Source organism: Actinomadura opuntiae (assembly GCF_030283205.1).
Lineage (GTDB): Bacteria > Actinomycetota > Actinomycetes > Streptosporangiales > Streptosporangiaceae > Spirillospora.
This window is the reverse complement of record NZ_JASNWF010000001.1, coordinates 280774-305163: the sequence shown is the minus strand read 5'-3', so window position 1 is coordinate 305163 and position 24390 is coordinate 280774. Positions and strand designations below refer to the sequence as shown.

The following is a 24390-nucleotide window of genomic DNA, read 5'->3' as shown; positions in this document are numbered from 1 at the left end:
CCCGTTAGGGGTCTGGGAGGGCGTGCTTGAGGACCTTGCCCGCCGGGTTGCGGGGGAGGGCGTCGAGGAAGACGACCTCGCGGGGGATCTTGTGGCGGGCGAGGTTGGCGGCGACGTGCTTCTTGACGTCGTCCTCGGTGAGGTCCCCGGCGACGACGAAGGCGCGCAGGCGGTGGCCGAACTCCTCGTCGGGCACGCCGACGACGGCAGCCTCGGCGATGGCGGGGTGCGCGGCCAGCAGGTCCTCGACCTCGCCCGGGTGGACGTTCTCGCCGCCCGAGACGATCATGTCGTCGGCGCGGCCGTCGACGTGCAGCCGGCCGCCGGAGTCCAGGTGGCCGAGGTCGCCGACGGCCATCAGGCCGCGGACCTCCTCCTTGCGGCCCCCGCCGGTGTAGCCGCCGAACCGGGCGGGGGAGTCGACGAAGATGCGGCCGGTGGCGCCGGGCGGGACGGGGCGGTCGTCGTCGCCGAGGATCGCGACGGTGGTGCCGGCGGGCGGGCGGCCGATGCAGCCGGGGGCGGCGGCCAGGTCGTCCGGGGTGGCGATGGTGATGCAGGACGCCTCGGTGGAGCCATAGAAGTTGTACAGGACCGGCCCGAACGCCTCGGCGGTGCGGCGGCCGAGGTCCGGGTCCAGCCGCGCCCCGCCCGTCATGACCACCTTGAGCCGGGACAGGTCGCGGGCGTCCAGCGCGGGCGAGGCGAGCAGCCGGTTCAGCATCACCGGGACGGCGATGAGCGAGGTGCAGCGGTGCTCGGCCAGGTCGTCCAGCACCTTCGCGGCGTCGAAGCGGCGGCGCAGGACGAGGGTGGAGCCGAGCCCGAGCGCGAGGACGGCGCAGGTCAGCCCGAACCCGTGGAACAGCGGCGGTGCGACGAACATCGCCTCGCGCCCGCGGAAGGGGACCTTGGACAGGATGCCGCCGGGCAGCGCCATTGACGGCGTCTGCGAGCGCGGCGCGCCCTTGGGGCGTCCGGACGTGCCGCTGGTCAGGATCACCATCGAGCCGTGCCTGGACGGCGCGGGCGGGGGAGCGGGGTCGCCCTCCGCGATCAGGTCCTCGAGGCCGGCGTCGGTGTGGCGGGGCAGTTCGAGGCCGTCGGCGACGGCCTCGAACTCCTCGTCGTGCACCAGGACGGTCACGCCCTCGCGGGAGACCGCGTCGCGCAGTTGCGGGGCGGCGAAGTCGGTGTTGAGGAACAGCACGGACGCGCCGGTCTTGGCCGCCGCGGACATGGCCTCCAGCAGGCCGCGGTGGTTGCGGCACAGGATGCCGACCGTGGAACCGGGTCCGACGCCGCGTGCCCGCCAGGCATTGGCGAGGGCGTCGCAGCGCCGCTCCAGGTCGGCGAACGTCAGCGGGCCCCGCTCGTCCACGAGCCCGATCCGGTCGGGGAAGCGGTGCGCGGGCAGCGCCGTGGCGGCGCCGAGCGGCCCGTACGCGCGCAGGGCGCGCGCCGTCGCCCGCAGGGCGGCCGGCGGCATCGGGCCGATCATCCCCGCGCGGACGGCGGCCCGCAGCCCGTTCAGCTCGGCGGAGACCCGGGTGAGCGTGACCATGCGCGCAGCGTAGTGAACGGAGGAACAGAATCACAAGATTCGTCCTTTTGTCCGCTCGGCGCCTCGCTCCGGCGGGGCGCCATGTCGACAAAGAAACCCCGCCGCGGCTGTCATGTCTGCCAGGCGTGAACGGACGCCGATCGTGGCAGGAAGAACCAGAGGTGTACGGACGAGGAGGTCCCGGTGGTCGTGCTGCGCAGCTATGTGTCCGGTTCTTGGCGTGCTCCGGAGGACGAGGGAGCGCCCTTGCACGACGCCGTCACGGGTGAGGAGATCGCGCGGATCTCCTCGGCCGGGATCGACATGGGCGCCGCCCTGCACCACGGGCGGACGGTCGGCGGCCCGGTGCTGCGGGAGCTGACCTTCCACCAGCGCGCGTCGCTGCTGAAGGCCCTGGCCTCGCACCTGAGAGAGCACCGCGAGGAGCTGTACGCGCTGTCGGCGCGGACGGGCGCGACGCTCGGCGACTCCAAGTTCGACGTCGACGGCGGCATCGGCGTGCTGTTCGGCTACGCGAGCAAGGGCAAGCGCGAGCTGCCGAACGACACGGTGCTGGTGGAGGGCGCCGTCGAGCCGCTCGGGAAGGGCGGCACGTTCGTCGGCCAGCACCTGTGCACGCCGTCGCACGGCGTCGCGGTGCAGATCAACGCGTTCAACTTCCCGGTGTGGGGGCCGCTGGAGAAGCTCGCGCCGGCCTTCCTCGCGGGCGTGCCGAGCCTGATCAAGCCGGCGAGCCAGACCGCGTACCTGACCGCCCGGCTGGTCGAGCTGGTCGTCGAGTCGGGGCTGCTGCCGGAGGGCAGCGTGCAGCTGGTCTGCGGCGACCCGCGCGACCTGCTCGACCACCTGACCGAGCAGGACATCGTGGCGTTCACCGGCTCGGCGTCCACCGCGAGGCTGCTGCGCACGCATCCCGCGATCGTCGGCAACGCCGTCCGCTTCAACGCCGAGGCCGACTCGCTGAACTGCTCGGTCCTCGGCCCGGACGCGGCGCCCGGCACGCCCGAGTTCGACCTGTACGTCAAGCAGCTCGTCGCGGAGATGACGGTCAAGGCCGGGCAGAAGTGCACCGCGATCCGCCGCGCGCTCGTCCCCGCCGCGCTCGTCGACGACGTCACCGAGGCCGTCCGCGAGCGGCTGGCGAGGGTGACCGTCGGGAATCCGGCCGACCCGGACGTGCGGATGGGCGCGCTCGCCACCCTCGACCAGCGCGAGGAGGTCCGGCGGTCGCTCAAGGCGCTGACGGACGCCGGCCGGATCGTGTTCGGCGACCCCGAGCGGGTCGAGGTGAAGGGCGCGGACGCAGAGCGCGGCGCGTTCATGTCGCCGGTGCTGCTGCGCGCCGACGACACCGGGCGCGCCGAGCCGCACGAGGTCGAGGCGTTCGGCCCGGTCAGCACCCTCATGCCGTACGCGGACGCGGCGGAGGCGATCGCGCTGGCGGCGCGCGGCCGCGGCAGCCTCGCCGGGTCCGTGGTCACCGCCGACCCCGAGTTCGCGCGCGAGGTCGTCCTCGGCCTGGCGCCCTGGCACGGGCGGCTGCTGGTGCTGAACTCCGAGGACGCCAAGGAGTCCACCGGCCACGGGTCGCCGCTGCCCGCGCTCGTCCACGGCGGCCCCGGACGCGCCGGCGGCGGCGAGGAGATGGGCGGGATCCGCGGGGTCGTGCACCACATGCGGCGCACCGCCGTCCAGTCCGGGCCCGCGATGCTCACCGCGCTCACCGGCCGCTGGGTGCCCGGCACCGACCGCACCGTCACCGACGAGCACCCGTTCCGCAAGTACCTGGAGGACCTGCGGGTCGGCGACACCGCCGTCGGCGGGCCGCGCGTCGTCACGCTGGAGGACGTCGAGCACTTCGCCGAGTTCACCGGCGACACCTTCTACGCCCACACCGACGAGGAGGCGGCGCGGGCCAACCCGCTGTTCGGCGGGCGGGTCGCGCACGGGTACCTCGTCGTGTCGTTCGCGGCGGGCCTGTTCGTCGACCCCGACCCGGGGCCGGTGCTGGCCAACTACGGGCTGGAGAACCTGCGGTTCCTCACCCCGGTGAAGCCCGGCGACGAGCTGACGGTGACGCTCACCGCCAAGCAGGTCTCGCCGCGCGAGGGCGCCGGCTACGGCGAGGTCCGCTGGGACACCGACGTCACCAACCAGGACGGCGCGTCCGTCGCCAAGTACGACGTGCTGACGCTGGTGGCCAAACGGTCCGAGCGCGGTTAGAACGGCAGGAGGGGGCGTCCGCGGGGGAGACGTCGAAGCGCCGCCGGCGACGGGGAGCACCGATGATCAGTCCCCTGCACATCCAGACGGTGCGCGAGGTCGTGCGCACCGGATCGTTCGCGGACGCCGCCCGCAACCTCGGGTACACCGCGTCCGCCGTCTCCCAGCAGGTCGCCGCGCTGGAGCGCGCCTGCGGGCTGGTGCTGTTCGAGCGCCGGGCCCGCAGCGTGCGGCCGACCAGCGCGGCGTTCCTGCTGGTCAGCAAGGGCAACGACGTCCTGTCGGCGCTGGCGACGCTGGAGCGGGAGCTGCGCACCGTCGCCAGCGGCGAGCGCGGCGCGCTGCAGCTCGGCAGCTTCCCGACCGCCAGCTCCCGCATCCTGCCGCGGGTGCTGGCGGAGCTGTCGCGGGTCCGGCCCGGGATCGAGATCACGCTGTCGGAGGGCGAGCCGGACGAGCTGCTGCCCGAGCTGCTCGACGGCGACCTCGACCTGCAGGTCGTCTACCGGTACGACCTGTTCCCGCGCTGCTGGCCCGACCAGGTCATCGAGACGCCGGTGATGGACGAGAGCCTGGTGCTGTGCGTGCCGGCCGGCCATCCGCTGTCCGGCCGCCGCACCGCCCGGCTGCCCGACCTGGAGTCGGAGACGTGGATCGCCGGGCGTCCCGACAGCCGCGGCGCGCAGGCGCTGCTGCGGCTGTGCGGCACCGCCGGGTTCACGCCGAACATCGCCTTCCGCAGCAACGACTACGCGGTGGTCTGCGGCCTCGTCGGCTGCGGTCTCGGGATCGCGCTCGTCCCGGCGCTCGGCTGCGTCCCGCATCCGGGGCTGCGGACGCTGCGGCTCAGCCGCCGCACCCCGCGCCGCCACGTGACCGTCCTGCGCCGCGCCACCAACACCAACCCGCTGGTCAAGGACGCGCTGCGCGGGCTGATGGACGTCGCGCGCGACGTCGAGGCGGAGATCAGCGGGGCCACCGGCCCCTGAAGCGCGGGCACGCTTCAGACGCAGTTGATCTCCGGACGGAGGCGCTCGCCGGCGAACCGCGAGGCGTGCAGGGGCGCGACGTCCACGCACGGCTCGCGGCGCAGGTACAGGTCGCGGACGACCTCGCCGACCGCCGGACCTTGCAGGAACCCGTGGCCGGAGAACCCGGTCGCGTACAGGAACCGGGATACCCCGGCGTCTTCACCGATCAGCGCGTTGTGGTCGGGCGTGACCTCGTACAACCCGGCCCACCCGCCGGCCAGCCCGGCGTCGAGGAGGCGGGGCGCGCGGGCGGCGATGGCCTCGGTGAGCCGCGGCAGCCACGCGTCCGATCGGTCGAGCGCGAAGCCGGGCCGCTCGTCGGGATCGGACATGCCGAGCATCAGCCCCTCGCCCTCGCCGTGGAAGTAGAACGACGTGGTGAAGTCGATGGTCATCGGCACCGGGCGCGGCAGGTCCGGCATCGGCCCGGCGAACGCGATCTGCCGCCGCAGCGGCTCCACCGGCAGGTCGACGCCCGCCATCGCGCCCACCTTCGCCGACCATGCCCCGGCGGCGCACACGACCGTGGACGTGGCGATCCGCCCCCGCGAGGTCTCCACGGCCCGGATCTCGCCGCCGCTCACATCGATGCCGAGCACCTCGCAATGCGTGAGCATCGTCGCGCCGTGCCGCCGCGCGGCGGTCGCGTAGCCGAGGACGACCGACTCCGGCGTGCAGTGCCCGTCGTCGGGGGAGAACGCGGCGGCCAGCAGCCCGCCGGTCTCGATGAGCGGGGACAGCCGCCGCGCCTCCGCCACAGAGATCATCCGGCTCGGCACGCCGAGGTCGTTCTGCAACGCGACGCTCTCCTCGAACGCCGTGACGTCCTCGGGCCGCGACAGCAGGAACAGGTAGCCGACCTGGTGCAGGTCGATCTCCTGCCCGGGACGCTCGCGGAACCGCGTGAACGCCTCCAGACTGCGGGCGCCGAGCCGGATGTTCACCTCGTCGGAGAACTGCGCCCGGACCCCGCCCGCCGCCTTGCACGTCGACCCGGAGCCCAGCTCGTCCCGCTCGGCGAGCATCACCCGCACTCCGGCTTCGGCGAGGTGGAACGCGATGCTCGTCCCCATCACCCCGCCGCCGATGACGACGACGTCCGCTGCGGTCTCCATGGCGACTACAGCCGGAAGTCGAGGTCGGGGACGATCTCCCGGACGTCCATCTGCGCCTTCTGTAACCGCCCCGAGTGGTCCCAGTTCATCGACTGCCAGCGGGTGAACTGGTCCAGCACCCAGACCCCCGACTGGCGGCTGCCGTTGCCCGACCGCCCGTTGCCGCCGAACGGCAGGTGCGCCTCCGCACCGGACGTCGAGTTGTTCACGCTGACCATCCCTGCCGAGATCCGCCGCCGGAACCGGAACACCTTCGCCGGGTCCCTGGTGTAGATCGACGCGGACAGGCCGTAGCCGGGCGCGTTCGCCAGCGCGATCGCCTCGTCCAGGGTCCGGTACGGGGTCACGCCGATGATCGGGCCGAACGTCTCGTTCATGAACAGCTCGTCGGCCGGGCCGACGCCGTCCACGATCACCGGGTGGTAGAACAGCCCCGCCTCGGGTTCGCCGACGAAGCCGGCGCGCGGGTTCGCCGCCGTGATCCGCCCGGTGCCGGACGAGCCGTGCACCGTGTGGCCGCCGCCGACCCAGCCGAGCGTCTTCTCGAAGCCGTCGGCGAACCGCTCGTTGATGAGCGGGCCGTACAGGACGTCCTCGAACGGGTCGCCGACCGGCGCCGCGCGCACCGCCTCGTCCAGCCGCCGGACGAACGCGCCGTGCAGCGACTCGTGCACGATCACCGTCCCGAGGGACGTGCAGCGCTGCCCGGCCGTCCCGAAGCCGGAGAACAGCGCGCCCTCGACGGCGAGCGGAAGGTCGGCGTCCTCGGTCACGACCATCGGGTTCTTGCCTCCCAGCTCCAGGCACGGCGTCTGGAGGTGGCGTCCGCACAGCTCGCCGATCCGCGACCCGACCTCCGTGGACCCGGTGAACCCGACCTTGTCGACGAGCCTCTCGCCGAGCGCCCGCTCCAGCCCGGCGTAGGTCTCCGGGCCGTCGGCGTGGACGAGGTTGAGCACGCCGTCGGGCAGGCCCGCGTGCGCGAACAGCTGGTAGAACGCCTCGGCGCACGCCGCCGCGTACTCGGCGGGCTTCCACACCACCGCGTTCCCGCACAGCAGCGCCGGGACGATGTACCAGGACGGCACCGCGACCGGGAAGTTCCCCGCCGTGACGACCGCGACGACGCCGACCGGGTCGCGGAACGTGAACAGCTGCTTGTCCGGCATCTCGGACGGGACGGTCTGCCCGTACAGCCGCCGCCCCTCGCCGAGGAAGAACGCGCACGTGTCGGCGATCTCCCGGACCTCGCCGAGCGCCTCGGCGTACGGCTTGCCGACCTCGCGCGCCACGACGCGGGCCAGCGCCGGCTTGTTCGCCTCGACCAGCCGGCCGATCGAGGCGACGACCTGCCCGCGGACTGGCGCCGGGACGTCGCGCCAGGCGTCCTGCGCCGCGCGCGCCGCGCGGCAGGCCCGCACGAGGCCGGCGGCGTCCGCGAGGGACACCTCCGCGACCAGGTCGGCGGTCCGGGACGGGTCGGTGGAACGGTACGAGCGCGGCCCCGCCGGGATCCGGGCGCCGCCGATGACGGAGGTGAGCACGGTTCCCACACTGAACGGGCCGGGCCGCCCGGCCAAGATCGGTCAGAGCACGGCTTGCTTATCCCGAGGCCAAGCCCGGCTGGGTCTTCGCCCGCCGAGCACGCGCGTTAAGCGTCCCTTGGCCGACCGGCAACCGGTTCGCGGCCTCGCACGGGTCGACCCGGACGGCGTGCGCGCATGATGCTCGTTACCGGACCGTCCACCGCACCGCAGGAGCAGGAGCCCGCATGGCCGAGCCCGCCGACGCCCACTTCCTGGAGCAGGCCGCGTCGCTGAAGCCGCCGGACGAGCCGAAGGCGCCCGGCCCACTCGGCGACGCCGAGTGCCTGCGGCTGTTCGACGCCCAGCTCGGCAGCCGACACCTCGACCTCGCGGCGCGCCGGCTGCGCTCCCAGGACCGCGGCTACTACACGATCGGGTCGTCCGGCCACGAAGGCAACGCCGCCGTGGCTGCCGCGCTGCGCCCCGACGACCCGGCGCTCCTGCACTACCGGTCGGGTGCGTTCTTCCTGGAGCGGGCCCGGCAGGCGGGCGAGGGCGACCCGTTGCGGGACGTGCTGCTGGGCGTGGTCGCGGCGGCAGAGGAGCCGATCGCGGGCGGGCGGCACAAGGTGTTCGGCAGCCGCCGCCTGCACATCGTCCCGCAGACCTCCACGATCGCCTCGCATCTGCCGCGCGCCCTCGGCGTCGCGTTCGCGATCGAGCGCGCGGCGCGCCTCGGCGTCGCGTCGCCGTGGTCACAAGACGCCGTGGCGGTGTGCAGTTTCGGCGACGCGTCCGCCAACCACTCGACGGCGGCGGGCGCGATCAACGCCGCGGTCAACTGCGGATTCCAGGGACTGCCGATGCCGCTGCTGCTGGTCTGCGAGGACAACGGCATCGGCATCAGCGTCCGCACCCCGCCCGGCTGGATCGAGGCCGCCTACGGCTCGCGGCCCGGCCTCGCCTACTTCCAGGCCGACGGCTGCGACCTGGAGGACGCCTACGCCGCGTCCCGGCGCGCCGCGGACTGGGTCCGTGAGCATCGCCGCCCCGCCTTCCTGCACCTGCGGACCGTCCGGCTGATGGGCCACGCCGGCTCGGACGTCGAGTCGGCCTACCGCACGCCCGCCGAGATCGCCGCCGATCTCGACGCCGACCCGCTGCTGCGGACCGCGCGGCTCCTCGTCGACCGGGGCATCGCGACCGCCGACGAGATCGTCCGGCTGTACGAGGCCAAGCGGCACGACGTCCTGCGGCGCGCGGCGCAGGTGCGGGACGCCCCGCGGCTGGCGTCCGCCGCCGAGGTGATGGCGCCGATCACGTACCGCGATCCCGCGCCGACGACAGAGCAACGCGGGCAGGGCGAGCCCGTGACGGTCGCGCAGGCGATCAACCGGACGCTCGGCGACCTGCTCGCCGAGCGTCCGGGCATGCTCGTGTTCGGCGAGGACGTCGCGCGCAAGGGCGGCGTCTACGGCGTCACGCGCGGCCTGCTGAAGCGGGCCGGGGCCGCGCGGGTGTTCGACACGATCCTGGACGAGCAGTCGATCCTCGGCCTCGCGCTCGGGCTCGGCCTCGCGGGGATGCTGCCCGTGCCGGAGATCCAGTACCTCGCCTATCTGCACAACGCCGCCGACCAGATCCGGGGCGAGGCGGCCACGCTGCCGTTCTTCTCGTCGGGCCGGTACCGCAACCCGATGGTCGTCCGCATCGCCGGCTACGCCTACCAGAAGGGCTTCGGCGGGCACTTCCACAACGACAACGCCGTGGCGGCCCTGCGGGACGTCCCCGGGCTGGTCGTCGCGTCACCGGCCCGGCCCGACGACGCCGCCGGGATGCTGCGCGCCTGCACGGACGCCGCCGAAAACGACGGGCGCGTCTGCGCGTTCCTGGAGCCGATCGCGCTGTACCACACCCGTGACCTGCACGAAGAGGGCGACGGCGGGTGGCTCGCCCCGGCCGGTGGCAGGGTGCCGTTGGGACGCGGCCGCACCTACGGGAACGGGCGTGACCTGACCATCGTGACGTTCGCCAACGGGCTGCGCATGAGCCTGCGGGCCGCGCGCCGCCTGGAGGCCGAGGGCGTTCAGTGCCGCGTGCTCGACCTGCGCTGGCTCGCCCCGCTGCCCGTGGACGACCTGCTGCGGGAGGCCCGCGCGACCGGCGCCGTCCTTGTCGCGGACGAGACGAGGCGGACCGGCGGCGTGTCCGAGGGCGTGCTGACCGCCCTCGTCGACGCCGGGTTCGACGGCCGAGCCGCCCGCGTCACCAGCGAGGACAGCTTCATCCCGCTCGGCGACGCGGCGGCCCACGTGCTGCTCTCGGAGGACGCCATAGTCGGTGCCGCCGCGAGGCTGCTCAACCGGTCTCGATGACCGGATCGCCGCCGAGGTAGGCGGCCTTCACCCGGTCGTCGCCCGCCAGCTCGGCGGCCGGGCCGTCCAGCACGATGCGGCCCGTCTCCAGCACGTACGCGCGGTCGGCGAGGCGGAGCGTCTGGTGGGCGTTCTGCTCGACGATCAGGATCGTCGAGCCCTGGTCCCGGATCTCGCGCACCACCCGCATCACCTGCTGCGCCGTGCGCGGCGCCAGCCCCATCGTCGGCTCGTCCAGGGCGAGCAGCCGGGGACGCAGCATCAGCGCGCGGCCGATGGCCAGCATCTGCTGCTCGCCGCCCGACAGCAGCCCCGCGAGCTGCCCGCGCCGCTCCCCGAGGCGCGGGAACATCGCGTACACCTCCTCGCGGCGGGCGCTGACCGCCGCCCGGTCGCGGCGCCGCAGGTAGCCGCCGAGCAGCAGGTTCTCCGCGACCGTCAGCGCGGGGAACACCCGCCGGCCCTCCGGGACGTGCCCGAGCCCGGCCGCGACGACCCGGTGCGCGTCGAGCCGGGTGATGTCGCGGCCGTCGAACTCGACCCGTCCCGACCGGGCGCGGTGCAGCCCGGTGACGGTGCGCAGGGTGGTCGTCTTGCCCGCGCCGTTGCTGCCGAGCAGCGCGACGATCTCGCCCTCGGCGACCTCGAAGGAGATCCCGGCCAATGCCTCGACCTGCCCGTAGCGGCTGTGCAGGTCCGTCACCCGCAGCAGGGTCACCCCAGCACCTCCGCGACGACGTCGGTCTCCGGATCGTCCGGCACGCCGAGGTAGGCCGCGATCACCCGCGGGTCCGCCCGGACCTCGGCGGGCGGGCCCTCCGCGATCGCCCGGCCGTGCTCCAGCACGGTGACCCGGTCGGAGATCGACATGACCAGCGCGACGTCGTGCTCGATCAGCACGACGGCCGTGCCGAGCCCGCTGATCCGCGCGATCAGCTCCATCAGCGCGCGCTTCTCGGTCGGGTTGGCGCCCGCGGCGGGCTCGTCCAGCAGCAGCACCCGCGGCTCGGCGGCCAGCGCCCGCGCGATCTCCAGCCGCCGCCGGTCGCCGTAGGCGAGGCCCCCGGCGGGACGGTCCGCCGCGCCGGCCAGCCCGACGAAGTCCAGGCAGCGGCGGACGGCGTCCAGGTCGGCGCGGCGCGGCGGCCGCAGCAGCGCACGGTCGCGGGCGAACCGGCCGACCAGCACGTTCTCGGCGACGGTCATCTCGTCGAACAGCCGGATGCTCTGGAACGTGCGGGCCAGCCCGGCGGCGGCGACCCGGTGCGGGGACAGCCCGCGCACCCGCCGCCCGGCGAGCGTCACCGTGCCGCGCGACGGCGGGATCAGCCCGGTGATGCAGTTGAACGCGGTGGTCTTGCCCGCCCCGTTCGGACCGATCACGCTCACCACCTGGCCGGCGCCGGCGCGCAGCCGCAGGTCCTCGACGGCCGTGACGCCGCCGAACGCACGGGTCAGGCCGTCCACCTCCAGCAGCGTGCCCTCCTCCGCCGGGCCCGGCGGCGCCTCGGCCGGGGCCCGCGCGGGCAACCGGAACCGGGCCGGCCGCGCGGGCCACACGCCCTGCGGGCGCAGGATCACGATGACGATCAGCAGCAGCGCGAAGAACAGCCCCCGGTACTCCTGGACGGTCCGCAGCGCCTCGGGCAGCGCGACGATCACGACCGCGCCGACCATCACCCCCGGCCGGCTGCCCATCCCGCCGATGATCACCACCAGCAGGATCATCAGCGAGGTCAGGAACGTGAAGCTGGACGGGTCGATGGTGCCGAGCTGCGCCGCGTTCAGCGGGCCCGCGACCGCGCCGACGGCGGCGCCGAGCACGTAGGCGAGCAGTTTCACCCGGCGGGACGGGACGCCGACCGCCTCGGCGGCGGTGTCGTCGGACCGGATCGCCCGCCACGCGTGCGCCAGCCGCGTCCGCGCCAGCAGGCCCGTCGCGACCAGCACCACGACGAAGAACGCCAGCGCCAGATGGAAGAAGCCGGTGGGCGTGACGATCTCCCGGCCGCCGACCGGGACCGGCGGGATGCCGGTCAGCCCGTTCGGGCCGCCGGTGACGTCGAGGTTCACCACCGTGATGCGGATGATCTCGCCGAAGCCGAGCGTGACGATCGCGAGGTAGTCGCTGCGCAGCCGCAGCGTCGGATACCCGATCACGACCCCGGCGGCGGCCGCGGCGAGCACCGCCGCCGGCAGCGTCAGCCAGAAGTTCCAGTGCCACTTCACCATCAGCAGCCCGGAGGTGTACGCGCCGATCGCGAAGAACGCCGCGAAGCCGAGGTCGAGCAGCCCCGCGTAGCCCACGACGATGTTGATGCCGAGCCCGAGGATCGCGTAGATGAGGATCGTCCCGGCGACGGTGACCTGGTAGTCGTCCATCACCTGCCCGCCGGCCAGCGCGAGCACGACCAGCAGCGGCCAGCCCCCGTGTCGGAGCGCCCGGTTCCACAGGAGCGCGGCCCGGGCCTTCATGCGCGCTCCACGAGTCGCTCGCCGAACAGGCCGGTCGGCCGCAGCGCCAGCACCGCGATCAGCAGCCCGAAGATGATCACGTCGGTCCAGCGGGACGAGACGTACCCGGCCGCGAACGACTGGACGAGCCCGATGCACACGCCCGCGACCATCGTCCCCGGCAGGTTGCCGATCCCGCCGAGCACCGCGGCGGTGAACGCGCGCAGCCCGATCAGGAAGCCCATCCCGAAGCTGATCTGCACGTAGTACAGCCCGTACATCACCCCGGCCGCGCCCGCGAGCACGGACCCGACGAAGAACGTGACGAGGACGAGCCGCTCGACGTTGATGCCCTGCAGCCGCGCCGCGTCCCGGTCCATCGCCAGCGCCCGCATCGCCGTCCCCGTGACGGTGCGCGTGACGAACAGCCACAGGGCCGCCATCAGCACCAGCGACAGCAGCACCAGCGCGAGTTGGCCGTAGGTGACGCGGACGGTCCCGCTGAAGATCCGGCCGCCGTCCAGCACCCCCGGATAGGACCTGAACCGGGCGTGCGTCAGGTCCTTCACGCCCTCCTCCAGCGCCAGCGACACCCCGATCGCGGCGATCAGCAGCGCCAGGCGCGGCGAGGACAGCAGCGGCACGTAGGCGGCGCGGGCGATCCCGGTGCCGACGACCCCGGTGGCCAGCGCGCCCGCCACCACGGCGGCGAGCACGGCGGGCCAGGCCGCCCCGCCGGTGGCGCCGAGCGTGGTCAGCACCCCGTAGCCGGCGAACGCCCCGATCATGAACACGTCGCCGTGCGCGAAGTTGATCAGCCGCACCACGCCGTAGATCATCGAGTAGCCGAGCGCGATCAGCGCCAGGAACGCCCCGATCGTCAGGCCGTTCACCAGGTACTGGACGAACTCGCTCATGCCGCCGCGCTCACGAGCTCTTGGCGTCCACCCAGGCGCCGCCCTTGTCGAGCTTCTTGTAGGCGGTGAACGCGCCGTTCTGCACGTGGACGGTGATGTAAAGCGGGTCGGTCCGGTCGCCCTTCGCGTCGAAGGTGATCGGGCCGGTGATGCCGGGGAAGTCCTTCACGCCGTGCAGGCTCTTGATGATGTCGGTGCCCTTCGTGCCGGTCTGCCCGATGACCTTCGCGAGGATCTTCACGGCGTCGTACTCGTAGACGGAGAACGGTCCGGGGTCGGCGCCGTTCTTCGCCTTGTAGGCCGACACGAACGCCGACGCGGCCGGCAGGTCCTTGGCGAGCGGCGCGGTCGTGGCGATGTAGCCCTCCGCCGCTGAGCCGGCCGTCTTCAGGACGGTCGAGTCGGTGGTGGCGTCCCCGCCCATCAGCGTGAACTTCAGCCCGAGTTGCTTGCGCTGCTTCATCAGCAGCCCCGCCTCGGCGTAGTAGCCGGTGAAGTACAGGACGTCCGGCTTGGTGGACGCGACCTTCGTCAGGACCGGGCTGTAGTCGGACTGGCCGGGTTGCAGCGCGTCCTCGTAGACGACCTGCCCGCCGGCCTGCTTCACCGAGGCCGCCGCCGCGTCCGCGAGGCCCTTCGCGTAGGTGGTGTTGTCGTGAAGCAGCGCGATCCGCTTCGCGCCGAGCGGCCCGGTCATGAACTTCGCGGCGACCAGGCCCTGGTTGTCGTCGCGTCCGCAGGTCCGGAACACCTTGCCCTTGCCGGTGTCGGTCAGCGAGGGGTTGGTCGAGGCGTCCATGACGAACGGAACGCTCCGCCGCCCGTAGATGGGGATCGCGGGCACCGCGGCGCCCGAGCAGTAGCCGCCCGCGACCGCCACGACGCCGCTGTTGAGCAGCTTCTGCGCGGCCTGCGCGCCCTGCTGCGCGCTGCACTGGTCGTCGGCCTGGACAATTTTGATCTTCTTGCCCTTCACCCCGCCGGCCTTGTTGACCTCATCCGCGGCCACCTTCGCGGCGGCGAGGATGTCCTGGCCGGCGGACGCGGAGTCGCCGCTGAGCGGGGCCGGCACGCCGATCTTGATGTCGCCCGAGCCGCCGGAGCCGCCCGACCCGCAGCCGGCGGCGAGCGGGACCAGCAGCAGCCCGGCGCCGGCCGCCGCGAGCCCGTGCGATCGCGCTCCGCGGCGCCGTGGTGTCGTGGCCGTCATCGCTGCTCCCTCGCTCGTCAGGCGGGTTGGCAAAAGCGTGATCCGTCCGCGGACGGCCGTCGAGACGACGAAGCATGCGATCTCATGTCGTGATCGGTAAGCACCGCTTGCCCTTCCGGTCTCGACAGCGCGGGCGGCGGCTCGCGAGGATCGGCGCATGGCCGACGTCCTGCTGCTGTCCGCCGCCGACGTGCGCGCCGTGTTCGACCTGCCGGCCGCGATCGGGTCGCAGCGGGCCGCGTTCGCGGCGCTCGGCGGGGGAGAGGCGCGGCTCGCGCCGCGGGTCCTGCTGGACGGCCCGGACGGCGCCGTCGCGTTCGGCTACCTGTCGCGGCTGCCCGGGGCCGGCGCGGTCGCGAAGGTCGGCAGCGTCACGCCGGGCAACGCCGCGCGCGGCCTGCCGACCGTCGCGGCGCTGGTGATCGTGCAGGACCCGGTCGACGGCCGGCCCGTCGCGATCATCGAGGGCGAGTCGGTCACGACGCCGCGGACGGCCGCGGCGAGCGCGGTCGCCGCCGACCATCTCGCGGTCCCGGACGCGTCCCGGCTGGTCGTCGTCGGCTGCGGCGTGCAGGGCCGCGCGCACGTGCGGGCGATGCTGCTGGTGCGTCCGATCGGGCGGGTGACCGTGGCCTGCCGGAATTCCGAGACGTGCAGCGTCGCCGCTGACCTGGCCGCCGAGCTCGAAGTGCCGGTGGAGGGCATCGGGGACGTCCGTGCGGCCGTCGCCGACGCGGACATCGTCGTCACTGCCACCACCAGCGCGGAGCCGGTCGTCCTCGGCGAGTGGCTCCCGCCCGGCTGCACGGTGCTGAGCGTCGGGTCGTTCGCGCCCGACCGCCGCGAGGTCGACGGCGCGCTGCTCGCCCGCGCGGCCACCGTGGTCGTCGACGATGTGGCGACCGCCCTGCGCCAGGCCGGCCCGATCGTGGCGGGCGTCCGCGACGGGCGGCTGAGCGAGGACCGGATCCGTCCGCTCGGCCCGATCGTCGCCGGGCTCGCCCCGGGTCGCGCCGCACCCGGCGACGTGGTCTTCTGCAACAGCGTCGGCCTGGGCGTGCAGGACGCCGCGGCGGCGGCCGTGATCGTCGACCGCGCCCGCGCCGCCGGGATGGGCCGGCTCGTCAGGCTTTGACGGGCCGATCCGGCCGCGCGGCGGCGCCGCCGGTAAACTACGTGTTCGTTAAAGCGAACGCAACAGATGCGGGCGGGCGGCGTCCCGCGGGCGAAGGGGGCGGCACGTGGGCGGTCCGGGCGATTCGGTGCGGGACGTGCTGGCGGGCAACCTGCGCCGCGCGCGTCAGGAGCTCGGCCTGTCGCTGTCGGAGCTGTCGCGCCGGTCCAAGATCGGCAAGGCGACGCTGTCGCAGCTGGAGGCGGGCGCCGGCAACCCCACGATCGAGACGGTGTTTAGCCTGTCGCGCGCCCTGGAGGTGCCGATCTCCGACCTGCTGGACCACCAGGAGCCGTCCGGGCTGACCGTGGTGCGCGGCGCCGACGTCGAGGTGCTGCGCGGCGAGGGCGTCGACCTGCGGCCGCTGCGCGGGATCGAGTCCGGCGGGGCGATCTTCGAGGTGTACGACCAGCAGGTCAGGGCCGACTCGCGGCAGGACTCGCTCGGCCACGTCGGCACCGAGCACACCATCGTGCAGGCGGGCCGGCTGGGCGTTCGGGTGGACGACCGGGAGGTCGAGCTCGGGCCCGGCGACTACGTCGGCTTCGACGCCCGGCTGCCGCACGCCTACACCGCGCTGGACGGGCCCGTCCGGTCCGTGCTGCTCCTGCAGTACCGCTCTGACCAGCGGCTTCACTCGGCGCCCGCGGAGCCGCCGCACCTGGTCGAGACGCCGTGACGCCGCTCTCATCCGCGCGTTGACAGCGCGCCGCGCGCCGACATACTCTCGGGATCGTTCGGTTTAACGAACGCCCTGGATGATGGCGTGGCGGGGAGGGTCGATGACGCGGGTCGTGGTGCTGGGCGCCGGGATGATCGGTGCGGCCTGCGCCCGCGAGCTGGCCCTCGCCGGATTCGCGGTCACGGTCGTCGACCGGTCGGGCCCCGCCGCGGGCACCACCGCGCACGGCGAGGGCAACGTCCTGGTCTCCGACAAGGGGCCCGGCCCCGAGCTGGAGCTGGCGAAGCTGTCCCGCGAGCTGTGGCCCGCGATCCTGGACGGCGACCCGAACGCGAGCGCCGCCGAATGGGACCCCAAGGGCGGCATCGTCGTCGCCACCACCGCCGAAGGCGCGGACGCCCTCGCCGAGTTCGCCGAGGGCCAGCGCAAGGCCGGGGTCACCACCGACGAGCTGGACCCTGACGCGCTCGCCGCCGCCGAACCCCACCTCACCCGCGGCGTCACGATGGCGGTCTACTACCCCGAGGACGCGCAGGTGCAGCCCGCAGGCGCCGCGACCGCGCTGCTGGCCGCCGCCGTCCGCGCCGGCGCCGAGCTGCGCACCGGCTGCGAGGTGCTCGGCGCCGTCCGCCATGGCGGACGCATCACCGGCGTCCGCACCTCCGCCGGGACGATCGAGGGCGACGCCGTCGTCAACGCCGCCGGACCCTGGTCGGGAGAGGTCGCCAGGAGGCTCGGCGTCCGGCTGGACGTGCGACCCCGGCGCGGCGAGGTGCTGGTGACCGCACCGATGCCGCCGACCGTCTTCCACAAGGTCTACGACGCCGACTATGTGGGCGCCGTCGGCAGCGCCGCCGAGGACCTCCAGGCGTCCGCCGTCGTCGAGGCCACGCGCGGCGGGACGATCCTGCTCGGCTCCTCGCGCCGCCGCGTCGGGTTCGACGACCGGATCCGCCCCGAGGTGCTGTCGGTCATCGCCGCCAAGGCGCTCCGGCTGTTCCCGATGCTGGCCGGCGTGCCGGTGATCCGCGCCTACGGCGGGTTCCGCCCGTTCGTCCCCGACCATCTTCCGGTCATCGGCGCGGATCCGGAACTCGACGGCCTCTGGCACGCCACCGGGCACGAGGGCGCCGGGATCGGGCTGTCCGCCGGGACCGCCGCTGTCCTGCGCGACCTGATGCTCGGCCACGCACCCGCGATCGACGCCGCGCCGTTCCGCGCCGACCGGCCCGCCGTCCAGTCCGAAGGAGAGAATCTGTGAGCGCGAGTCTCGTGCCCGCGGGCGGGGACGCGGCCGGGCGCCGCCCCGACGTCCCGCTGCGGATCACCGTGGACGGCGAGCCGGTCGACGGCGTCGCCGGACAGACGATCGCGGGCGTGCTGCTCGCCTCCGGGCGACGGACCTGGCGGTCCGGGCCGTCCGGGGCTCCGCGCGGCGTGTTCTGCGGGATCGGCGCCTGCTTCGACTGCCTGGTCACCGTCAACGGCGTCCGCGACGTGCGGGCCTGTCGCCGCCGCGCCCACGACGGCGACGCCGTCGCCACCCAGTCCCGTGGTGAGGCCGCTCGATGAGCCGCCATGTCGTGGTCGTCGGCGCCGGACCCGCCGGTCTCGGTGCGGCGGCGGGCGCGCTGCGCGCCGGTGCGGACGTCACGCTGATCGACGCGTCCGAGCAGCCCGGCGGCCAGTACCACCGGATGCTCCCCGACGCGTTCGCCGCCGCGCACCCCGGACGCCTGCACCACGGGTGGCGCGGCTTCGAGCGGCTCCGCGATCACGTCCTCACCCATGCGCGCTGCGACTGGTGGCCGGAGAGCACCGTCTGGTCGATCGAACGGCACGACGCGGGGACGCCGATCGTCCACGTGCTGCGCGGCGAGGCCGACGCCGCCGATCGCGAACGCCGCGTCCTGCGGCCGGACGCGCTGGTCCTCGCGCCCGGCGCCCACGACCGCGTCCTGCCGTTCCCCGGATGGGAGTTGCCCGGCGTCTACACCGCTGGGGCCGCGCAGGCGCTCGCCAAGGGGGAGCGCCTCGTCGTCGGCGACCCCGTCTTGATCGCCGGTTCTGGACCGTTCCTTCTCCCGGTCGCCGCGTCGCTGATCAAGGCGGGGGCCGCCGTCCTGGAGTTGCTGGAGGCCAACCCCGCCGCGACCGTCGCGCGCGGCTGGGGCCGCCGCCCCTGGGAGCTGGCGTCGCAGGGCGGCAAGGCCGGTGAGCTGGCCGAGTACGCGGGGCTGCTGGCCCGGCACCGCGTCCCGTACCGGACGGGCCGCGCCGTGATCGAGGCCCGGGGCGACGGGCGCGTCGAAGAGGCGGTCACGGCGCGGCTGCGTCCCGACTGGTCGGTCGTCCCCGGCACCGAGCGGACCGTCCCGGTCGACGCGCTGTGCGTCACCCACGGCTTCAGCCCGCAGCTCGAACTGCCCGTCGCGGCTGGCTGCGCGCTGACCCGCACGTCCGGCGGCGCGTTCACCGAGGTGGACGCCGACCAGCGCACCACCGCGCCCGGCGTCTATGCGGCCGGGGAGATCACCGGCATCGGCGGAGCGCCTGCCGCCCGCACCGAGGGCCTGCTGGCCGGCTGGATCGCCGGTGGAGGAGACCTCGGCGCCCGGGAGGCCGGCGCGTTGCGCCGCCGCCGTGACCAGGCCCGCGCGTTCGCCGCCCGCCTCGCCGCCGCCCACCCGATCGGCGCGGCCTGGCCCGGCTGGCTGCGAGACGAGACCGTCGTCTGCCGCTGCGAGGAGACCACCTACGGCTCCCTGCGCCGCGCGGCCGGCGACCAGGCGAGCGGGTCCGCCCGCGCGGTCAAGCTCGGCACCCGCGCCGGGCTTGGACCGTGCCAGGCCCGCATCTGCGGCCCCACGGTCGCCGAACTGCTTTCCGACACGGTGAACGGAGCGAACCCCCATCACCGGCCCATCGCCCAGCCCATCCGGCTCGGCGAGCTCGCAAGTCCCGCCACCGAGAACACCGAGAACACCAAGAAGCCCAGGAACCCCAGGAACCCCGACCAGAAAGAGAGCGCCCGATGAGCGACACCAAGCTCCTGAGCCTCGGCGGCGTCATCGTTGCGACGGCGCTGCCCTACTACGAGGACGCCACCGCCCCCGCCGGGCTCGCCGTCGACTACGACAAGTACGCCGAGCACTGCCGCTGGCTCGTCGACAACGGCTGCCGCGGCGTCGGCCCGAACGGCTCCCTCGGCGAGTACTCCTCGCTGACCGACGACGAGCGCCGCCGCGTCGCCCGCACCGCCGTCGAGGCCGTCGGCAAGGACGGCGTCGTCGTGGTCGGCGTGCACGGCCCCGGCTCCCACCAGGCCAAGCACTGGGCCGAGCTCGCCGCCGAGGACGGCGCGCACGGCGTGCTGTGCCTCCCGCCGACGATGTACCGCGCCAACCGCGGCGAGGTCATCGCCCACTACGAGGCCGTCGCCTCCGTCGGGCTGCCCGTCATGGTCTACAACAACCCGATCGACACCAAGGTCGACCTCACCCCCGACCTGCTCGCCGAGATCGCGCAGATCGACGGCGTCGCGGCGGTCAAGGAGTTCTCCGGCGACGTCCGCCGCGTCCTGGAGATCAAGGAGAAGGCCCCCGGCCTGGAAGTCGTCGCCGGCGCCGACGACGTCACCCTCGAAGCGCTGCTGATGGGCGCCACCGGCTGGTTCGCCGGCTTCCCGAACGTGTTCCCCGCCGAGTCCGCGCTGCTGTACGAGCTGGCGACCACCGGCAAGCTGGAGGAGGCGCGCGCCCTGTACGAGCCGCTCGTCGCCGCGTTCCGCTGGGACTCGCGCACCGAGTTCGTCCAGGCGATCAAGCTCGGCATGGAGCAGGTCGGCCGGTACGGCGGCCCCTGCCGCCCGCCGCGCGGCCCGCTCACCGACGAGCACCGCGCCGGCGTCACCGCCGACATGGCCCGCGCCATCGAGGCCCTCGCGCAGCGGCAGGCCGCCTGATGCGCTCGGTCCGGTCGATCAGCGCGGTCGACTCGCACACCGAGGGGATGCCGACCCGGGTCGTCACCGGCGGCGTCCCCGCGATCCCCGGCGCGACGATGGCCGAGCGCCGCCGGTACGCCGTCGAGCACCTCGACGGGCTGCGCCGGTTCCTGATGGACGAGCCGCGCGGCCACGCCGCGATGAGCGGCGCGCTGCTCCAGCCGCCCACCCGGCCGGACGCCGACTGGGGCGTGGTGTACATCGAGGTCAGCGGGTTCCTGCCGATGTGCGGGCACGGCACCATCGGGGTCGCGACCGTGCTGGTCGAGACCGGGATGGTCGCGGTGACCGAGCCGGAGACGATCGTCCGCCTGGACACCCCGGCCGGGCTCGTCGAGGCCCGCGTCGCCGTCCGCGATGGCGTCGCCGAGAACGTCACGCTCCGCAACGTCCCGGCGTTCGCGCTGCGCCAGGACGCCGTGGTCGACGTGCCGGGCCTCGGCGAGGTCCGCTACGACATGGCCTACGGCGGTAACTTCTACGCCATCACCGAGCTGGAACGGCTCGGACTGCCCTTCGACCGGGCCCGCAAGAACGACATCCTCAAGGCCGGGCTGGCGATCATGGCGGCGATCAACGACACCGACCGTCCCGTGCACCCCGGCGACCCGCTGATCGGAGGCTGCAAGCACGTCCAGTTCATTGCGCCCGGCTCGGACGCGAAGCACTCGCGCAACGCCATGGCGATCCACCCCGGCTGGTTCGACCGGTCGCCGTGCGGCACCGGCACGTCCGCGCGGATGGCGCAGCTGCACGCGCGCGGCGAGCTGCTTCTGCACACCGAGTTCGTCAACGAGTCGTTCATCGGCACCCGCTTCACCGGCCGGCTCGTCGGCACCGCCGAGGCCGGCGGGCTGCCCGCGGTGATCCCCGAGTTCACCGGCCGCGCCTGGATCACCGGCAACGCCACCTACCTGCTCGACCCCGCCGATCCCTTCCCCGAGGGCTTCGTCCTCTAGCGGGATCGGGCGGTCCCGCCGAGAACGGGGCCGCGCCCCCTTACGGGGCTCCTCACGGCGGCCGGCCGCGTCCGCGCCGGCCGCCGAACACCCCACCCCTGATATCCCCTGACCCATCCGGGAGGGACCGTCATGTCCCAAGCCATGCCAAAAACGCCCCCGTCGGCCGATCCGGCCGGGGGCGGGCTGTTCACCCGCGCCGGAATCTTCCGCCTCAAGCCGGTCGACTCCTCGGAGGAGGAGACCGCCGGCGGCCTGCGCCGCACCATGGGCCTGTGGCAGCTCGTCGCGCTCAGCCTCGGCGGGCTCGTCGGCGCCGGCGTCTTCTCGCTCGCGGGCGTCGTCGCGCACGACGACGCCGGACCCGGCGTGATGATCTCGTTCCTCATCGCGATCATCGCCAGCAGCGCCGCCGCGCTCTGCTACGCCGAGTTCGCCGGGCTCATCCCGAAGGCCGGCTCCGCCTACACCTACTCCTACGCCGCGCTCGGCGAGGCGATCGGCTGGGCCATCGGCTGGGACCTGCTGCTGGAGTACACCGCGATCGTCGCGGTCGTCGCGATCGCCATCTCCGGCTACCTGTCCTACATCCTCGACCAGGTCGGCCTGGACCTCCCGCACTGGGCGCTCGGCGCTCCCGGCACCGGCTCCGGCCACAAGGTCGACCTGTTCGCGGCCCTGCTGTGCCTGCTGCTGGCGTTCGTGCTGTCGCGCGGGACGAAGGAGTCGGCGCGGTTCGAGACGATCCTGGTCGTGGTCAAGCTCGCCATCGTCGCCCTGGTCGTGGTCGCCGGAGCGTTCCACATCTCCGGCGGCAGCTTCAGCCCGTTCCTGCCGTTCGGCATAGGCGGCGCGATCTCCGGCGCGGCCACCACGTTCTTCGCCGTCTACGGCTACGACGCGATGAGCGCGGCGGCCGAGGAGAGCGCCGAGGCCAAGAAGGTGCTGCCGAAGGCGATCGTCATCTCGCTGGCCATCGCCGCGGTCATCTACCTGCTGGTCTGCATCGTCCTGCTGGGCATGCAGGACTACCGGCACATCGACGTCAAGAGCCCGTTCTCCAGCGCGCTCGCCTCCGTCGGCCTCGCGGGCCTCGGCACGGTCGTCGCGGTCGGCGCCGTCATCGGCATCACCACCTCCGCGCTGGCGAACATGCTCGCCGTCACCCGCGTCTGGTTCTCGATGAGCCGGGACGGCCTGCTGCCCGCCTACTTCGCCAGGAACCACCCGAAGCGGCAGGTCCCGGACCGGGTGATCCGGCTCGTCGGGATCGGCTCGGCGGTCATCGCCGGGTTCCTGCCGATCAAGGAGGCCGCCGACCTCACCAACATCGGCATCCTGATGGCGTTCATCGTGGTCGCCGTCGCGGTCGTGGTGATGCGCCGGACCCGCCCCGACCTGCCGCGCTCGTTCCGCACCCCCTGGGTTCCGCTGGTGCCGCTGGTCGGCATCGGCTTCTCGATCTGGCTGATCGCCAACCTCGACTGGGTCACCTGGGTCCGGTTCGTGGTGTGGATGGCGCTCGGCGTGATCGTCTACGCGTTCTACGGGTACCGGAACTCGGTGGAGAATCGGGGAACGGGCACCGTCCGCACCACCCCCCACGCCGGGGACGAAGGGAGCAGCTCATGACACCGGACCAGGCCGTCGCCGCCGCCGTGTCCGCCGCGGCCGACTGGGCCGCGGCCCCGCCGGCCGAGCGCGCCGAGGGCCTGACCGCGATCGCGGACGCGCTCGAGGCCGCCCGCGCCGAACTGGTCGCGATCGCCGACGAGGAGACCCGCCTCGGCGAGACCCGGCTGAACGGCGAGCTGACCCGCACCACCTTCCAGCTCAGGCTGTTCGCCGACCAGGTCAGGGACGGCGCCTTCTACGACGCCCGCATCGACCGGCCCGAACCCGAATGGCCGAGCGGCCCCCGGCCCGACCTGCGCCGCTACCGGACGGCGCTCGGCCCGGTGCTGGTGTTCGCCGCGAGCAACTTCCCGTTCGCGTTCAGCGTCGCTGGCGGCGACACCGCCTCCGCCCTGGCCGCCGGCTGCCCCGTCGTGCTCAAGGCGCACCCCGGCCACCCGCGGCTGTCGCGCCGCACCGCCGAGATCATCGCCGGCGCCGGGCTGCCGGACGGGGTGTTCGGCCTGATCGAGGGCGAGGCGGAGGGCGTCGCGGCGCTCCGCCACCCCGGCATCGCGGCCGCCGCGTTCACCGGCTCGGAGCGGGGCGGCCTCGCCCTCGCCAAGATCGCCGCGGAGCGGCCCGTCCCGATCCCGTTCTTCGGCGAGCTCGGCAGCGTCAACCCGGCCGTCGTCACGCCCGGCGCCGCCGAGGCGCGCGCCGACGAGATCGCGCAGGGCTACGCCGCGTCCCTCACCCTCGGCGCAGGCCAGTTCTGCACGAACCCCGGCCTGTTGTTCGCCCCCGCGGCGCTGGTGGACGAGATCGCGGAGCGGCTGGGCGGCATCGCCGCCGCGCCGATGCTGAACGACCGCATCCGGTCGGGGTTCCTGACGGTCTCCGACACGCTCGGCGGCCGTCCCGGCGTCCGCCGCGTCGTGTGGCCCGAGGACGGCACGTCCCTCGCCCCGCGGCTGCTGGCCATGGACCTGGAGGCGTTCCGCGCCGACATCGACGCCGCCGGGCAGGAGTGCTTCGGCCCGCTCGGCCTCGTCGTCACCTACGACGACCTGTCCGACGTCGTGGACGTCGTCGCCGCGCTGCCCGGCCAGCTCACCACGTCGCTGCACGCCGAGCAGGAGGAGGCCGGCGACCTCGCCGGGCTCGCCGCCGTGCTCGCCGGGCGCAGCGGGCGGGTGCTGTGGAACCAGTGGCCCACCGGCGTCTCCGTCAGCTATGCGATGCAGCACGGCGGCCCGTACCCCGCCACGACCGCGCCGGCCACCACGTCGGTCGGGACGGCCGCGATCGAGCGGTTCCTGCGTCCCGTCGCGTTCCAGGGCTGGCCGCAGGAACTGCTGCCGCCGCCGCTGCGCGACGACAACCCCTGGAAGGTCCCCCAGACCCTCCACTGATGGGAGAAGCCGGCCCCGGTTGCGGGGCCGGCGTCTCTCCCGGACGTCCGGTCACTCCGGGGCGGTTCGTCTCGCTTGAACCGCGCCCCGGCGGCGTGATCGGCCGGTCGCGGGCGGGGGGAATC

The 24390-nt window shown here is 74.0% G+C and carries 19 protein-coding genes; 12 read left to right on the top strand and 7 right to left on the bottom strand.

The genetic code is table 11. The annotated features are described in order from the left end of the window. Positions 1-4: 4 nt before the first annotated feature. Positions 5-1564 carry an AMP-binding protein gene (locus QP089_RS01685; protein ID WP_285909335.1) on the bottom strand — a complete coding sequence of 520 codons (1560 nt, stop codon included), beginning with the start codon at positions 1562-1564 and terminating at the stop codon, positions 5-7. 183 nt (positions 1565-1747) lie between these two features. Here QP089_RS01685 and paaZ point away from each other — a divergent pair, with 183 nt between their 5' ends. Continuing rightward, complete coding sequence (gene paaZ, locus QP089_RS01680) at positions 1748-3787, top strand: phenylacetic acid degradation bifunctional protein PaaZ (protein WP_285909334.1); 2040 nt, start codon at positions 1748-1750, stop codon at positions 3785-3787. A 62-nt stretch (positions 3788-3849) separates the two neighbouring features. Next, entirely contained in the window at positions 3850-4776 is a 927-nt protein-coding gene (locus QP089_RS01675) for a LysR family transcriptional regulator (RefSeq protein WP_285909333.1), read from the top strand. Between the two features lie 14 nt (positions 4777-4790). Here QP089_RS01675 and QP089_RS01670 read toward each other — a convergent pair whose 3' ends face one another. Beyond that, positions 4791-5933 (bottom strand): NAD(P)/FAD-dependent oxidoreductase, encoded by a 1143-nt coding sequence (locus tag QP089_RS01670; RefSeq protein WP_285909332.1) that lies wholly within the window; start codon positions 5931-5933, stop codon positions 4791-4793. 5 nt (positions 5934-5938) lie between these two features. Beyond that, positions 5939-7477 (bottom strand): aldehyde dehydrogenase family protein, encoded by a 1539-nt coding sequence (locus tag QP089_RS01665; RefSeq protein WP_285909331.1) that lies wholly within the window; start codon positions 7475-7477, stop codon positions 5939-5941. Positions 7478-7704: 227 nt separating this feature from the next. Here QP089_RS01665 and QP089_RS01660 point away from each other — a divergent pair, with 227 nt between their 5' ends. After that, complete coding sequence (locus QP089_RS01660) at positions 7705-9834, top strand: dehydrogenase E1 component subunit alpha/beta (RefSeq protein ID WP_285909330.1); 2130 nt, start codon at positions 7705-7707, stop codon at positions 9832-9834. Here the strand turns inward: QP089_RS01660 and QP089_RS01655 are convergent. The 4 genes from QP089_RS01655 to QP089_RS01640 are packed head-to-tail and all read right to left on the bottom strand — an operon-like array spanning position 9818 to position 14415. Then, on the bottom strand, positions 9818-10552 hold the full coding sequence (locus QP089_RS01655; RefSeq protein ID WP_285909329.1) for an ABC transporter ATP-binding protein: 735 nt from the start codon (positions 10550-10552) through the stop codon (positions 9818-9820). The genes QP089_RS01660 and QP089_RS01655 overlap by 17 nt on opposite strands. After that, a complete protein-coding gene (locus QP089_RS01650) occupies positions 10549-12309 on the bottom strand; it encodes a branched-chain amino acid ABC transporter ATP-binding protein/permease (protein WP_285909328.1) in 1761 nt (586 codons plus the stop codon). Before QP089_RS01650 ends, QP089_RS01655 begins: the two co-directional genes overlap by 4 nt. After that, positions 12306-13205 (bottom strand): branched-chain amino acid ABC transporter permease, encoded by a 900-nt coding sequence (locus QP089_RS01645; RefSeq protein WP_285909327.1) that lies wholly within the window; start codon positions 13203-13205, stop codon positions 12306-12308. The genes QP089_RS01650 and QP089_RS01645 overlap by 4 nt, the downstream gene beginning before the upstream one ends. 10 nt (positions 13206-13215) lie before the next feature. Beyond that, positions 13216-14415, bottom strand: coding sequence for a branched-chain amino acid ABC transporter substrate-binding protein (locus QP089_RS01640; protein WP_285909326.1), 1200 nt, complete (start codon positions 14413-14415; stop codon positions 13216-13218). Positions 14416-14572: 157 nt separating this feature from the next. Between QP089_RS01640 and QP089_RS01635 the strand changes: the two genes are divergently transcribed. From QP089_RS01635 to QP089_RS01595, 9 genes are all read left to right on the top strand, one after another. Beyond that, positions 14573-15550: an ornithine cyclodeaminase family protein gene (locus QP089_RS01635; protein WP_285909325.1), complete on the top strand. Its 978-nt coding sequence runs from the start codon at positions 14573-14575 to the stop codon at positions 15548-15550. A gap of 106 nt (positions 15551-15656) precedes the next feature. Continuing rightward, on the top strand, positions 15657-16268 hold the full coding sequence (locus QP089_RS01630) for a helix-turn-helix domain-containing protein (protein ID WP_285909324.1): 612 nt from the start codon (positions 15657-15659) through the stop codon (positions 16266-16268). A gap of 103 nt (positions 16269-16371) precedes the next feature. After that, positions 16372-17532 (top strand): NAD(P)/FAD-dependent oxidoreductase, encoded by a 1161-nt coding sequence (locus QP089_RS01625; RefSeq protein ID WP_285909323.1) that lies wholly within the window; start codon positions 16372-16374, stop codon positions 17530-17532. Further along, positions 17529-17843, top strand: a complete 315-nt coding sequence (locus QP089_RS01620) for a (2Fe-2S)-binding protein (protein ID WP_285909322.1) — start codon at positions 17529-17531, stop codon at positions 17841-17843. The genes QP089_RS01625 and QP089_RS01620 overlap by 4 nt, the downstream gene beginning before the upstream one ends. Then, positions 17840-19309 (top strand): FAD/NAD(P)-dependent oxidoreductase, encoded by a 1470-nt coding sequence (locus QP089_RS01615; RefSeq protein WP_285909321.1) that lies wholly within the window; start codon positions 17840-17842, stop codon positions 19307-19309. The genes QP089_RS01620 and QP089_RS01615 overlap by 4 nt, the downstream gene beginning before the upstream one ends. Next, positions 19306-20235 (top strand): dihydrodipicolinate synthase family protein, encoded by a 930-nt coding sequence (locus QP089_RS01610; RefSeq protein WP_285909320.1) that lies wholly within the window; start codon positions 19306-19308, stop codon positions 20233-20235. The genes QP089_RS01615 and QP089_RS01610 overlap by 4 nt, the downstream gene beginning before the upstream one ends. Then, positions 20235-21236 (top strand): proline racemase family protein, encoded by a 1002-nt coding sequence (locus QP089_RS01605; RefSeq protein ID WP_285909319.1) that lies wholly within the window; start codon positions 20235-20237, stop codon positions 21234-21236. The genes QP089_RS01610 and QP089_RS01605 overlap by 1 nt, the downstream gene beginning before the upstream one ends. A 132-nt stretch (positions 21237-21368) precedes the next feature. Then, positions 21369-22868 carry an amino acid permease gene (locus QP089_RS01600; RefSeq protein ID WP_285909318.1) on the top strand — a complete coding sequence of 500 codons (1500 nt, stop codon included), beginning with the start codon at positions 21369-21371 and terminating at the stop codon, positions 22866-22868. Further along, complete coding sequence (locus QP089_RS01595; RefSeq protein WP_285909317.1) at positions 22865-24265, top strand: aldehyde dehydrogenase (NADP(+)); 1401 nt, start codon at positions 22865-22867, stop codon at positions 24263-24265. Before QP089_RS01600 ends, QP089_RS01595 begins: the two co-directional genes overlap by 4 nt. Positions 24266-24390: the final 125 nt, after the last annotated feature.

Bases quoted from the DNA above. Each gene is read 5' to 3' on its own strand.
- QP089_RS01615 (WP_285909321.1), top strand. From the start codon at position 17,840: ATGAGCCGCCATGTCGTGGTCGTCGGCGCCGGACCCGCCGGTCTCGGT.
- QP089_RS01650 (WP_285909328.1), bottom strand. From the start codon at position 12,309: ATGAAGGCCCGGGCCGCGCTCCTGTGGAACCGGGCGCTCCGACACGGG.
- QP089_RS01640 (WP_285909326.1), bottom strand. From the start codon at position 14,415: ATGACGGCCACGACACCACGGCGCCGCGGAGCGCGATCGCACGGGCTC.
- QP089_RS01670 (WP_285909332.1), bottom strand. From the start codon at position 5,933: ATGGAGACCGCAGCGGACGTCGTCGTCATCGGCGGCGGGGTGATGGGG.
- QP089_RS01610 (WP_285909320.1), top strand. From the start codon at position 19,306: ATGAGCGACACCAAGCTCCTGAGCCTCGGCGGCGTCATCGTTGCGACG.
- QP089_RS01600 (WP_285909318.1), top strand. From the start codon at position 21,369: ATGTCCCAAGCCATGCCAAAAACGCCCCCGTCGGCCGATCCGGCCGGG.
- QP089_RS01605 (WP_285909319.1), top strand. From the start codon at position 20,235: ATGCGCTCGGTCCGGTCGATCAGCGCGGTCGACTCGCACACCGAGGGG.
- QP089_RS01645 (WP_285909327.1), bottom strand. From the start codon at position 13,205: ATGAGCGAGTTCGTCCAGTACCTGGTGAACGGCCTGACGATCGGGGCG.
- QP089_RS01635 (WP_285909325.1), top strand. From the start codon at position 14,573: ATGGCCGACGTCCTGCTGCTGTCCGCCGCCGACGTGCGCGCCGTGTTC.
- QP089_RS01595 (WP_285909317.1), top strand. From the start codon at position 22,865: ATGACACCGGACCAGGCCGTCGCCGCCGCCGTGTCCGCCGCGGCCGAC.
- QP089_RS01625 (WP_285909323.1), top strand. From the start codon at position 16,372: ATGACGCGGGTCGTGGTGCTGGGCGCCGGGATGATCGGTGCGGCCTGC.
- QP089_RS01675 (WP_285909333.1), top strand. From the start codon at position 3,850: ATGATCAGTCCCCTGCACATCCAGACGGTGCGCGAGGTCGTGCGCACC.
- QP089_RS01660 (WP_285909330.1), top strand. From the start codon at position 7,705: ATGGCCGAGCCCGCCGACGCCCACTTCCTGGAGCAGGCCGCGTCGCTG.
- QP089_RS01685 (WP_285909335.1), bottom strand. From the start codon at position 1,564: ATGGTCACGCTCACCCGGGTCTCCGCCGAGCTGAACGGGCTGCGGGCC.